The sequence below is a fragment of the Frigoribacterium sp. Leaf164 genome (assembly GCF_001423665.1).
Classification (GTDB): Bacteria; Actinomycetota; Actinomycetes; order Actinomycetales; family Microbacteriaceae; genus Frigoribacterium; species Frigoribacterium endophyticum.
In genome coordinates this window covers 1,068,762-1,081,327 of the sequence record NZ_LMOX01000003.1, presented here as the reverse complement: position 1 = coordinate 1,081,327, position 12,566 = coordinate 1,068,762, and the positions used below count along the sequence as shown (strand labels likewise).

Genomic DNA, 12,566 nt, shown 5'->3' with positions numbered 1-12,566 from the left:
GGCGCGGTGAAGCGGATCCCGTCGACCCGGTGCCGCAGACGCGACGGCATCACCTGCCGCACCGTCGCGAGCGCGCGCGACGCGGCCTCGTCGAGGTCGACGCCGCTCGCCGTCACGCCCTGCAGGGCGACCGCGATCGCGACCGCCTGCTCGTCGTCGAAGAGGAGCGGCGGCAGGTCGGCGCCGGGGGCGAGGCGGTAGCCGCCCTCGGGCCCGCGCGTGGCGACGACGGAGTAGCCGAGCTCACGGAGCCGGTCGACGTCGCGCCGGACGGTGCGCGCGGTGACCCCGAGCCGGTCGGCGAGCAGCGGCCCCGGCCAGTCGCGCCGCGTCTGCAGCAGCGAGAGGAGCGACAGCATGCGCGACGAGTTCCCGACCATGCCCCGAGTCTGCCGTGAGGAGCGGACCGTAACTGTCCGCATCGTGCGGGACGGTGAGCGTGCGGCAGGTCGCCGCGCACCACCACGACCGGGAGGACCCTTCCATGACCGTCAGCACGACCACCCACCTGAACTTCCCCGGCACGGCCCGGGCCGCCCTCGACTTCTACGCCTCGGTCTTCGACGGCGAGGTGACCGCGGCCGCCACCTACGGCGACGTCGGCATGCCCCACGATCTGCCGGGCGCCGACAAGGTCGTCTTCGGCCGGGTCGACGCCGCCGACGGCTTCCGGCTGCTCGCCTACGACGTGCCGGGGCTCGACACGACCGACACGGTCGCCGTCGCGGGCACCACCCGCCGCGTCGACGGGACGACCGTCACCGATCGCACCTTCTTCCAGTCGCTCCAGGGCGAGACGCTGGAGGAGGTCGAGGCCCTCTGGCAGCGTCTCGCCGAGAGCGCCGACGTGGTCGAGCCCCTCGCCGCGTCGGCCTGGAGCCCCGGCTTCGGCATGCTCACCGACCGCTTCGGGGTGACCTGGGTCGTCGACGTGCAGGCCGCGCACCGCTAGCGTCTGGCGAGCCCGCGAGGCGGCCCGGAGGGGTCTGCGCCGCGGTGTGGCGGNGTCGGTGTCCTCCTGGGCGGGTCGGCGCCGACCCGCCCAGGAGGACGGGGACCCGCCGCACCCAGGGCTCGGGCAGCCCAGGAGGACCCGGACCCGCCGGGCCCGGGCAGCCCATGAGGACACGGACCCGCCGGACCCGGCCCGCACCCGCCTCAGCTCGCGGGGCTGATCTGCGCGTAGAGCAGCGCGGGGTCGTGGGCCAGCGAGGCCTTGACCATCGCGCTCCAGTCGTCGACGACGACCTCGATCGCTCCGGCGGCGAGGCCGTCGAAGGAGGCGCGGGGCACGTCCGCCGGGTCGATCATGGGGCCGTCGTAGCCGGCCATGATGTCGGTGTCGGCGGCGCCGAGGTGGACGCCCTGCACGAGGGTGCCCTGCGCGGCGAGGTCCTGGCGGACGCCGTTCGTCATGTTCCACTCGGCCGCCTTCGCGGCCCCGTAGCCGCCGTTGCCGGGGTACGCGAACCACGACAGTGCGCTGAGCACGTTGACGATCGCCCCGCCGCCGTTCGCGGCGAGGGCCGGCGCGAACTCGCGGATCACGTCGAGCGTGCCCCAGTAGTGCGTGTCCATCTCGCGGCGCAGCTCGGCCAGGTCGCCCGTGACGAGCGGCGTCGAGGTCGCGATGCCCGCGTTGTTGACCAGCAGGGTGACGTCGGTCGCGGCGCGGGCCGCGGCGACGACCGACGCGTGGTCGGTGATGTCGACGGCGAGCACCTCGACGCGGTCGAGGGCGGCCAGCTCGAGGGCCTCGGGGGAGTCGACGCGACGGGCGGTCGCGTAGACCTTCCGGGCCCCGCGGCTGAGCAGCTCGTCGACGAAGCGGCGGCCGATGCCGCGGTTGGCGCCGGTGACGAGGGCGACCTGGTCGGTGATGTCCATGGTGTTCGTTCTTCCTTCTCGGGGCGGCCGGGCGGTGCGTCCGGGCCTGCGCGGCTACGCTAGGACCTCACGTCGACGTCAAGGGCAAGTCCTGCCCGAGATCGACCACCAGCCCCGCGCCGCGCACCCGCCCGACGCCCCACCGGGAGGAGCGCTCGTGCGCATCGGAGACGTCGCTGCCCGCGCCGGGGTCAGCCCCCGCGCCCTGCGCTACTACGAGGAGCAGGGCCTGCTGCCCGCCGCCCGCACCGGCAGCGGCCAGCGCGTCTACGACGAGGCCGCGGTCGAGCGGGTCCAGCTCATCCAGCAGCTCTTCGCCGCCGGCCTGGCGAGCCGCACCATCGTCGAGCTGCTGCCCTGCGTCGACGCGGGCGTCGCCACCCACGAGTCGCTCGCGCTGCTGCGCCGCGAGCGCGACCGCATCACGGCGAGCATCGCCGAGCTCACCGCCGCCCGCGCCGAGCTCGACCGCGTCATCGACGTCTCGCTGCACCCGACGCCCGAGCACTGCCCCGCACTCCGTGACGGCGGCCCCGCGTCCGTCGCCTCGGCGGCGTGACCACCGCCTCCGCGGAGCCCGGGGGGCACAGCGAGCTGCGGGAGGCGGCCGTGACGGCCGTCGACGGCACCCGCGTCGCGTACGCGGTGCGGGAGGGCGCCGAGCCGACCGTCGTGCTCCTGCACGGCCTCGCCGGCAGCGGCCGCGAGCTGCTGCCGACCGCCCGGGCGCTCGTCGGGCGCCGCGTGGTGCTCGTCGACCAGCGCGGGCACGGCCGCAGCACGCGGCGCCCCGTCGACCTCTCCCGGCGGGCCTTCGTGGCCGACGTCGTCAGCGTCGTCGAGGCGGAGGCCACCGGCCCGGTCGACCTCGTGGGCCAGTCGATGGGCGCCCACACGGCGATGCTCGTCGCGGCGGCACGCCCCGACCTCGTGCGCCGGCTGGTGCTGCTCGAGGGCGACCAGGGCGGAGGGACGCCGGAGTCGCACCGGGCGCTCGGCGACTTCTTCCGGTCGTGGGCGGTCCCGTTCGCCGACCGGGCGGCCGCGCTCGCCGCGCTCGGCGACGGGCCGCTCGAGCGGGCCTGGGTCGACGACCTCGAGGAGGGGCGCGACGGGCTGCGCCCCCGCTTCGACGCCGACGTTCTCCAGGCCACGATCGAGGCGGTCGGGGTGCCGCGCTGGGCGGAGTGGGAGAGCGTCACGGCGCCCACGCTCGTCGTGTGGGCGGAGGGCGGCATGTTCACCGCCGAGCAGCAGGGCGCCTTCGTCGCCCACGGCCGGGCCGTGACCAGGGTCGATCTCGTCGGGGGCTCGCACGACGCGCACCTCGACGCTCACGACGCCTGGATCGCGGCGCTCGCCCCCTTCGTCGCACCCTGAGCCGGGGCGCGTCGCGCCCCGTGCCTCCTCGGCGTCCCTGCTGTGCGCGTCGAGGTGACTCCATCTGGCGCCTGCCGAGCCGGGAGGGCCCAGGACGGGGCACCTCGATGACGGGGCGGCGCCGAGGAGGCGCGGCGCACGTCGGGCGACGCCCGCGGCGACGAGGGCGGCTCAGCCCACGGCCTCGCTCGCGACGGCGTCGAGCGCCTCGGTGATGCCGTCGAGCTGGGGCAGCGCCCCCGCGATGGTCTCGTCGGTGCCGGTGGTCGACAGCACGTACCAGTAGGCCTCGTCGAGCGCGGAGGCGATCTGGGTGCCCTGCTCGGTGAGCTGCAGGTGGAGGCTGCGCCGGTCGCCCGGGTGGGCCACCCGCGCCACGCGGCCGGACGCCTCGAGGCGGTCGACGACGGCGGTCACCGTGCCGGTGCTGAGCACGAGCTCCTTCGCGAGGGCGCCGGGGGTGATGCCGGGGTTCTCGCTCACGACGAGCAGGGCGGAGAGGTCGGTCGGGGCCATGCCGACCACCTTCGCGGCGTGCACCCGGTAGCGACGGTGCGCCTCGTCGAGCCGCCGGAGCGTCGCTGCGAGCTTCTTGATCGAGTCGGGGTGGTTGGCGGGGGTAGGCGGCAGGAGGTCGTCGGTCACGGTCGTCTCCCTGCTCGCGCCCTCCGTCGGCGCGTCGGCCACCAGTGGACCACAGACCGGCCGTCGGGGCGAGTCGCCCTGCCGAGGGTGCGCCGAGAGGACAGCTCGTGCCGTGGCACCCGAGCGGGGGATGCCCGTTGTGGGGCATGTGGGGGACCCCTCCCTGTCAATAACCTGAGCCCGACCGCAGGGCGCCCGACACCCCTGCGACCCGACCGTGCAGCCCGCCCCCCCCGACAGCACCACCTGCGCGACCGGACCGGCTCCCTCCCACCCGCTCCGCGCCTCCTGACCCGCGCCCACCCCACCCGAAGGCCCCCACCATGCCCTCCTCCCTGTCTGCCCGCTCGCTCGGGCGCCGCACCGTCGCCGTCGGGCTCACCGCCCTGCTCGCGGCGGGCGTCCTCACCACCGTCACGCCGGCGGCCCCGGCGCTCGCCGCCAGCCCGCTCGCCTGCGACCAGAACACCGTGTACTCGATCACGAGCACCGGCCAGGTCCGCTCGGTCGACCTGGCCACGGGCACCGTCGCCTCGGTCGCGACGCTCACCGGCGCGACGAACGGCCTCGGCATCGGCGCGGGCGGGCTCCGCGCCTACGCCACGGGCGTCTCGAACGGCGTGCCGCAGATCATCACCTACGACCGCGAGGGCGAGACCTCGACGCCGACCACCCGGCCGGAGGCGGCGAACCTCAACATCATCCGCGGCGGCGTGAACCCGCAGAGCGGCAGCTACTACTACGCGGCCGCCCAGGCGCAGCCGCAGCTCAGCGCCTACGTGCCGCCGAAGCCCCCCGAGCCCGGCGTCGCCCTCGGCCGCGTCGGCACCATCGGCATCACGGGCAACACCACCGTGGGCAACGGCGACCTCGCCTTCAGCCGCAGCGGCACGATGTTCGTCGTCTCCAACGCGCTCGTGCAGCGCGCCGACGTGCCCGTGCCGACGACCTCGGGCGACACCCCCATCCCGACCACGAACATCGCGACCCTCGGCGGCACCAACGCGGCCTACAACGGCATCGCGTTCTCGCACGACGGCACGCTGTTCCTCTCCCGCAGCACCGGCACGGCCCAGGCCCCGCAGACGACGCTGACCGAGGTCGACCCGGCCTCCGGCGCGACGATCAAGGAGACGGTGCTGCCCGGCTTCGCGACCGTCGACCTCGCGACCTGCAACTACCCCAACACCACCTCGGCCAGCACGACCATCGTCGACCGCGCCAAGCCCTCCGACCAGTTCGGCGTCACGCTCACCGGCGGCGGCATCCCCGCTGGCAGCCCCAGCGCGACCGCGACGACGGCGCCCGGCTCCGACACCGCCACGGCGGGCCCGATCCTCGCGGTCGGCGGCACGCAGTACACGGTCGAGCAGAAGCCCGGCAACTCGACGACGCTCCCCGCCGACTACGCCACGAGCTACACCTGCGCCGACGGCAGCACGGTCGTCTCGGAGGGCACGGGCACCAAGGCCACGTACACCCAGCCGACGTCGAAGAGCGAGGCCTCCTCCGAGGTCACCTGCTCCTTCGTCAACGTGCTCGCGGCCGCGGCGAAGGACGACGCCGAGGAGGCCGTCTCCGGAGTCGCCACCACCTTCACCGACCTGCGCGCGAACGACGCGGGCACCGGCCTGAAGATCACCGGCGTCACCCAGGGCAGCGCCCGCGGCGTCGTCGAGCTGCGCGCCGACGGCACCGTCGGCTACACCGCCGACCGCGGCTTCTCGGGCACCGAGACCTTCACCTACACGGTCACCGACGCGAGCGGCGCCTCCTCCACGGCGACCGTCACCGTCACCGTGGCCCCGCACGCCGTCGACGACGACGCCACCGTGCCCGCGCAGCCGAGCGGCAGCTCGACCACCGTCCCGGCCGCCGACCTGCTCGGCAACGACGCCGGCTCGGGCCTCACGATCGTCGACGCCACCGTCGTCTCCGGCGGCGGCAGCGTCACCGTCGCCCCGGGCGGCGACCTCGTCTACTCGCCCGAGCCCGGCACCTCCGGCCCCGCGAGCATCACCTACACGGTCGCCGACGCCGCCGGCGTGCGCTCGACCGCCACGGTCTCGCTGACGGTCGCCCCGACCCCCGGCGACGACGCGCGCAGCGCCCCCGCCGGCCAGACCACCACCTTCACCGACCTGCTCGGCAACGACCTCGGCACGGGCCTCACGGTCGTCGGCGCGAAGGTCGTCTCCGGCGGCGGGAAGGTCTCCGTCGACCGCGACGGGGGCGTCGTGCTCGACCCGGCCACCGCCTCCTCGGGGGGCACGATCGTGGTGACGTACACCGTCCGCGACGCGTCGGGCACCGAGCGCACCGCGACGCTGACCGTCACGGTCGACCCGGCCGCCGCCGCCGACGCGAAGACCGTCGTCGCGGGCACGCCGACCACCTTCACCGACCTCGCCGGCAACGACGTGGGCACCGACGTGACCGTCACCGGCGTGAGCCAGGGCTCGGCCGGGGGGAAGGTCGAGCTGGGCCGCGACGGCTCGGTCACCTACACGAGCCGCGACGACTTCTCGGGCACCGAGACCTTCACCTACACGGCGAAGGACGCCTCGGGCCGCACCTCGACCGCGACCGTCACGGTCACCGTCACGCCCCAGGCCCGCGACGACCGGGCGACGGCGACGCCGGGCGAGTCGACCACGCTGCGCGACCTCCGGGCGAACGACCTCGGTCGCGGCCTCGCCGTCACCGCCGTCACGGCGGGCAGTGCAGGAGGCGCGGTGCGCCTCGAGCAGGACGGCACCGTCACGTACACCCCCGCCGCCCGCTTCAGCGGGGCCGAGACCTTCAGCTACACGGTCACCGACGCCGCGGGGCGCACGAGCTCCGCGACCGTGACGATGACCGTCGCGCCGACCGCCGTCGACGACGCCCGCACCGTCCCGACCGGGGCCGCGACGACGCTCGCCGACCTGCTCGCGAACGACCGCGGCAGCGACCTGACCGTCACGGCCGTGACCGCCAGCACGGGCGGCCGGGTCGACGTGGCCCTCGACGCCTCGGGCGCCGTCGTCGTGACCCCCGCCGTCGGCTTCTCGGGCACCGAGCAGTTCGACTACACCGTCACCGACGTCGACGGGCAGGAGAGCACCGCGACCGTCACCCTCACGGTCACGCCCCGCGCCGCGCCCGACGCCTACGAGGTGCCGGCCGAGACCGCGACGACCCTCGTCGACGTCACGGCCAACGACCGCGGCCAGCGCCTCGTCGTGACCTCCGTCACCGCGGGCGACCAGGGCGGCACGACCTCCGTCGACCAGCGCGGCCGCGTCACCCACACCGGTGCGCCCGGCTTCTCGGGGACCGAGACCTTCGGGTACACGGCGACCGACGCCTCCGGCCAGGTCGTCTCGTCGGTCGTCACCATGACGATCCGCCCGACCGCTGCCGACGACGCCCGCAGCACGCCGGCCGACACGGCGCTGTCGCTCACCGACCTCGTCGCCGACGACCACGGGAAGGCCCTCGTCGTCACCGCCGTCGGGTCGACCACCGCGGGAGGCGCGGCGTCGGTCGACCGGGCCGGCCAGGTCACGTACGTGCCCGCCACCGGATTCTCGGGCACCGACTCCTTCGGGTACACCGCGACCGACGCGGCCGGCCGCACGGCCGACGCCGTCGTCACCGTCACCGTCGTGCCGACCGCCGTCGCCGACGTGCGGAGCACCCCCGCCGACACGGCCCTGACCATCGCCGACCTCCTGGCGAACGACCACGGGAAGGCCCTGCGCATCCAGTCCGTCACCGCCGGCGACCAGGGCGGAACCACGCGCCTCGGCACCGACGGCCGGGTCGTCTACACGCCGGCCGTCGGCTTCTCGGGCGTCGAGACCTTCGGATACACGGTCGTCGACGCGGCCGGGCAGACCAGCAGCACGACCGTCTCGGTCACCGTCACGCCGACCGCGTCGCCCGACGCGCGCCGCACCGTCTCGGGCCAGCAGACCGTGTTCAGCCTGATGGCCGACGTCCGCGGCCGTGGCCTGCGACTGCTCTCGGTCTCGGCCCCGGCGCACGGCACCGCCACGTCGACGACCGACGGCTGGGTCACCTACGTGCCCGACGCCGGGTTCTCGGGCGTCGACGGGTTCAGCTACCGCGTGGCCGACGACTCGGGCCAGGAGCGTGAGTCGACCGTCACCGTCACCGTCTCGCCCGTCGCGACGGTCGACTCCGCCAGCACCCCCGCCGGCACCCCGCTCGTGCTGCGCGCCGCCCAGCTGACCGGCAACGACCGGGGCTCGCGCCTCGCCGTGACCCGGGTCGGCACGCCCTCGTCGGGCACGGCGACGCTGCTGCCCGACGGCTCGGTGCGCTTCGTGCCGGCCCCCGGCACCTCGGGCGCCGCGACCTTCGACTACACGGTGACCGACGAGGACGGCCTGACCGCCGACTCCGTCGTGACCGTGCTCGTCGGCCCCACCGCGACGCCCGACGCCGCGACGGTCGCCGCCGGCGGACGCCTCGAGGTCGCCGCCGCCCAGGGCGTGCTCGCGAACGACGCCGGCACCGGCCTCACCGCCCGCGTCGACGTCGAGCCGGGCCACGGCACGGTGGCCCTCGCCGCCGACGGGTCTTACACGTACGAGCCCGCCGACGGGTTCTCGGGCACCGACACCTTCACCTACACGGCCACCGACGACCGCGGCAGCGTCACCACCGGGCTCGTGACCGTCACCGTCACGCCGACCGCGGCCCCCGACCGGGCGCACGTCGCCGCGGGCACGACGCTCACGGTCGCCGCGCCCGCGGTGCTCGGCAACGACCTCGGCCGCGACCTGGTCGTCGTCGGCCACGCCGCCGCGGCCCACGGCACCCTGTCGATCGGCTCGGACGGCGCCGTCGTCTACACGCCGGCCCCGGGCTGGTCGGGCAGCGACGAGGTGACCTACGACGTCGTCGACGCCGAGGGGCTGCCGGCGAGCAGCACGCTCACGATCGTGACCGACCCGGTCGCCGTCGACGACGCGGCGAGCACGGTCGCGGGCCGGGCCCTGCGCGTCCCGGCCGACGCGGGCCTGCTGGCGAACGACCTCGGCACCGGCCTGGTCGCGTCGATCGCGACGCAGCCGGCGCACGGCACCGCCACGGTCGCGGCCGACGGCTCGTGGACCTACAAGCCCGCCGAGGGCTTCACCGGCACCGACTCGTTCACCTACCTCGTGACCTCGGTCGACGGAGCCACGAGCACGGCGACGGTCACCATCGCCGTGCGCAGCGCCGCGGTCGCCGCCGACGACACGCAGCTCGCGACGCCGGGCCGCCCGGTCACGATCGACCCGCTCGCCAACGACGTCGCGAGCGGCGGCCAGACCCTCGACCGCGGCACGCTCGTGCTCGTCGACCCGGCCACCGGCGTCGCGGCCAGCACGGTCACCGTGCCCGGCCAGGGCACCTGGACGGTCGGCGCCGACGGCGTCCGCTTCACCCCCGTCGACGGCTTCACCGGCGTCGCGTCGATCGCGTACCGGGTCGCCGACACCTCGGCCGAGACCCTCGAGGGCCTGATCACGCTGCGCTTCCCGGCGATCCTCGGCCTGGCGTTCACCGGGGCGGGCCACGTGGCCGCCGACCTCGGCGTCGCTCTGCTCGTGATGCTCGCCGGGCTCGGGCTGGTGCTGTTCGGCCGTCGTCGCCGGCCGGTGACGGGGCCGGTGCGCGGGCTCCGGTAGGCGGGGCGCGGCCGCTGCGGGAGGCGCGGTGCAGGGAGGCGCGGTGTGCGGTCGACGTGCACCGCGCCTCCGTCGTCCGGCCTGCCGCGCGGCTCCCTCCGTCGTGCGACGGGCGCGGCCCGTCGGTCGTCGCCTGTATCTTCATGTCGAGAGACCTGCGCGAGTAGCGTGGGGCCCACGAACGCAGAGCCACACGAGGGAGTACCAGCGGCATGGCCAAGATCATCTACACGCTCACCGACGAGGCGCCGATGCTGGCGACATACTCGTTCCTTCCCGTCATCGAGGCGTACGCGAGCACCGCGGGGGTCGACGTCGAGACCCGCGACATCTCGCTCGCCGGCCGTATCATCAGCCAGTTCCCCGAGCGGCTCACCGAGGCGCAGCGCGTCGACGACGCCCTCGCCGAGCTCGGCGCCCTGGCGACGACGCCCGAGGCGAACATCATCAAGCTGCCGAACATCTCGGCCTCGATCCCGCAGATCAAGGCCGCCGTGCGCGAGCTGCAGTCGCAGGGCTACGACCTGCCCGACTACCCCGACGACCCCTCGACCGACGCCGAGAAGGAGGCGCGGGCCCGCTACGACAAGGTCAAGGGCAGCGCCGTCAACCCCGTGCTGCGCCAGGGCAACTCCGACCGCCGCGCGCCGGCGAGCGTCAAGCAGTACGCGCGCAACCACCCGCACCGCATGGGCGAGTGGAGCAGCGACTCGGCGACGAACGTCGCCACGATGGGCGTCGACGACTTCCGCAGCAACGAGAAGTCGGTCGTCATGCCCGCCGACGACACCCTCACCATCGAGTTCGTCGGCGCGGACGGCAGCACGCGGGTGCTCCGTCAGTCGATCCCCGTGCTCGCGGGCGAGGTCGTCGACGGCACGGTGCTGCACGTCGCCGCGCTCCGCGAGTTCCTCGCCGCGCAGATCGCACGAGCCGAGGCCGAGGGCGTCCTGTTCTCGGTGCACCTCAAGGCGACGATGATGAAGGTCTCCGACCCGCTGATCTTCGGCCACGTCATCCGCGCCTTCTTCCCCGAGGTCTTCGAGCAGCACGGCGAGGCGCTGGCCGCCGCCGGGCTCGACCCCGCCGACGGGCTGAACGCGATCCTGCAGGGTCTCGACCGCCTCCCCCAGGGCGCCGAGATCCGGGCGGCGTTCGAGGCCGGCATCGCCTCCGGCCCCGACCTGGCCATGGTCGACTCCGACAAGGGCATCACGAACCTGCACGTGCCGAGCGACGTCATCGTCGACGCCTCGATGCCGGCGATGATCCGCAGCTCGGGCCACATGTGGGGGCCCGACGGCGCCGAGCACGACACCCTCGCGGTGATCCCCGACTCGAGCTACGCGGGCATCTACCAGGCCGTGCTCGACGACTGCCGCGCCCACGGCGCCTTCGACCCGGCGACCATGGGCACCGTGCCGAACGTCGGCCTGATGGCCATGGCGGCGGAGGAGTACGGCTCGCACGACAAGACCTTCCAGGCCCCGGCCGAGGGCACGATCCGCGTGGTGAACGCTGCTGGCGAGTCGCTGATCGAGCACGAGGTCGCCGAGGGCGACATCTGGCGGGCCTGCCAGACGAAGGACGTCGCGATCCGCGACTGGGTCAAGCTCGCCGTGACCCGCGCCCGCGCCAGCGCGACGCCCGCCGTGTTCTGGCTCGACGAGAGCCGCGCCCACGACGCCACGCTGATCGGCCTCGTGCGCTCGTACCTGGCGGAGCTCGACACCGACGGGCTGCAGATCGAGGTGCTGTCGCCGGTCGAGGCCATGGCGTTCTCGCTCGAGCGCATCCGTCGCGGTGCCGACACCATCTCGGTGACCGGCAACGTGCTGCGTGACTACCTCACCGACCTCTTCCCGATCATGGAGCTCGGCACCTCGGCCAAGATGCTGTCGGTCGTGCCCCTGATCAACGGCGGCGGCCTGTTCGAGACGGGTGCCGGCGGCTCGGCGCCGAAGCACGTGCAGCAGCTCGTCGACCAGGACTACCTCCGCTGGGACAGCCTCGGCGAGTTCCTCGCCCTCGCGGTCAGCTTCGAGCACCTCGCGACGGCGACCGACAACCCGCGCGCGCAGATCCTCGCCGACACCCTCGACCGTGCGACCGGCACCTTCCTCGCCGAGAACAAGTCGCCCGGCCGCAAGCTCGGCTCGATCGACAACCGGGGCAGCCACTTCTACCTGGCCAAGTACTGGGCCGACGAGCTGGCCGCGCAGACCGTCGACGCGGAGCTGGCGGAGGCGTTCGCCGCCCTCGCCGCCTCGCTCGGCGAGCAGGAGCAGACGATCGTCGACGAGCTGATCGCGCCCCAGGGCACGGCGGTCGACATCGGCGGCTACTTCCACCCCGACCCCGAGAAGACGGCGGCCGTGATGCGCCCGTCGGCGACGTTCAACGCGGCGCTCGCGACGCTGTAGCTGTAGCTGTAGCTGCGACGCGCTGCGCGAGCCGCGCCCCGCACGCGGGCCCCGCTTCGGCGGGGTCCGTGTGCGGGGCGTCGTTCGTCGTCGTCGCCGCGGGCGTGCTCGTCGAGACGACCCGTCGTGGGCCCTGCGGGCGGGCTGGGGCCCAGATCGAGTCACCTCGATCGGTGCGCGCTCGTGAGTTGCCAATCTGAGGGGTTGAGCGGCCCTGTGGGGCCCCCAAATCGGCAACTGACTGAGGCGGGTGGCTCGCGTGGGGGGAGTGGTCGGCGCGCAGCGCCGGGCCCTCGTCGAGACGACTCGTCGTGGGCCCTGCGGGCGGGTGAGGGCCCAGGTCGGGTCACCTCGATCGGTNCGCGCTCGTGAGTTGCCGTTTTGAGGGGTTGAGCGGCGTCGTGGGGCCCCCAAAGTGGCAACTCAGCAAGGCGGGTTGCTCGTGGGGGGAGTGGCCGGCGCGCAGCGCCAGGCCCCTCATCGAGACGACTCGTCGTGGGCCCTGCGGGCGGGCTGGGGCCCAGGTCGGGTCACCTCGATCGGG

Annotated in this window: 8 protein-coding genes; 5 read left to right on the top strand and 3 right to left on the bottom strand. The window is 74.6% G+C overall.

Going from position 1 to position 12,566, the window contains the following annotated elements:
- Positions 1-380 (bottom strand): YafY family protein (locus tag ASF82_RS13010; protein WP_156370266.1); only part of this gene is annotated, 380 nt, incomplete at its 3' end.
- A 104-nt stretch (positions 381-484) separates the two neighbouring features.
- On the opposite strand from ASF82_RS13010, the gene ASF82_RS13005 reads away from it, so the two are divergent.
- Entirely contained in the window at positions 485-952 is a 468-nt protein-coding gene (locus tag ASF82_RS13005) for a VOC family protein (protein ID WP_056059181.1), read from the top strand.
- A gap of 206 nt (positions 953-1,158) precedes the next feature.
- Here the strand turns inward: ASF82_RS13005 and ASF82_RS13000 are convergent, their stop codons facing one another.
- Entirely contained in the window at positions 1,159-1,887 is a 729-nt protein-coding gene (locus ASF82_RS13000) for an SDR family oxidoreductase (RefSeq protein WP_056057757.1), read from the bottom strand.
- A 157-nt stretch (positions 1,888-2,044) separates the two neighbouring features.
- On the opposite strand from ASF82_RS13000, the gene ASF82_RS12995 reads away from it, so the two are divergent.
- Both ASF82_RS12995 and ASF82_RS12990 read left to right on the top strand, forming a co-directional pair.
- The gene (locus tag ASF82_RS12995; RefSeq protein ID WP_056057755.1) at positions 2,045-2,446 is read left to right on the top strand and encodes a MerR family transcriptional regulator; all 402 of its coding nucleotides are present in this window, start codon (positions 2,045-2,047) and stop codon (positions 2,444-2,446) included.
- A complete protein-coding gene (locus ASF82_RS12990; protein WP_235491288.1) occupies positions 2,443-3,267 on the top strand; it encodes an alpha/beta fold hydrolase in 825 nt (274 codons plus the stop codon). Before ASF82_RS12995 ends, ASF82_RS12990 begins: the two co-directional genes overlap by 4 nt.
- Positions 3,268-3,438: 171 nt before the next feature.
- Here the strand turns inward: ASF82_RS12990 and ASF82_RS12985 are convergent, their stop codons facing one another.
- Positions 3,439-3,912, bottom strand: a complete 474-nt coding sequence (locus tag ASF82_RS12985; protein WP_156370141.1) for a MarR family winged helix-turn-helix transcriptional regulator — start codon at positions 3,910-3,912, stop codon at positions 3,439-3,441.
- A 323-nt stretch (positions 3,913-4,235) separates the two neighbouring features.
- On the opposite strand from ASF82_RS12985, the gene ASF82_RS12980 reads away from it, so the two are divergent.
- Together ASF82_RS12980 and ASF82_RS12975 are read left to right on the top strand one after the other, a co-directional pair.
- Positions 4,236-9,599, top strand: a complete 5,364-nt coding sequence (locus ASF82_RS12980) for an S-layer family protein (protein WP_056057746.1) — start codon at positions 4,236-4,238, stop codon at positions 9,597-9,599.
- 212 nt (positions 9,600-9,811) lie between these two features.
- On the top strand, positions 9,812-12,022 hold the full coding sequence (locus tag ASF82_RS12975; RefSeq protein ID WP_056057745.1) for an NADP-dependent isocitrate dehydrogenase: 2,211 nt from the start codon (positions 9,812-9,814) through the stop codon (positions 12,020-12,022).
- Positions 12,023-12,566: the final 544 nt, after the last annotated feature.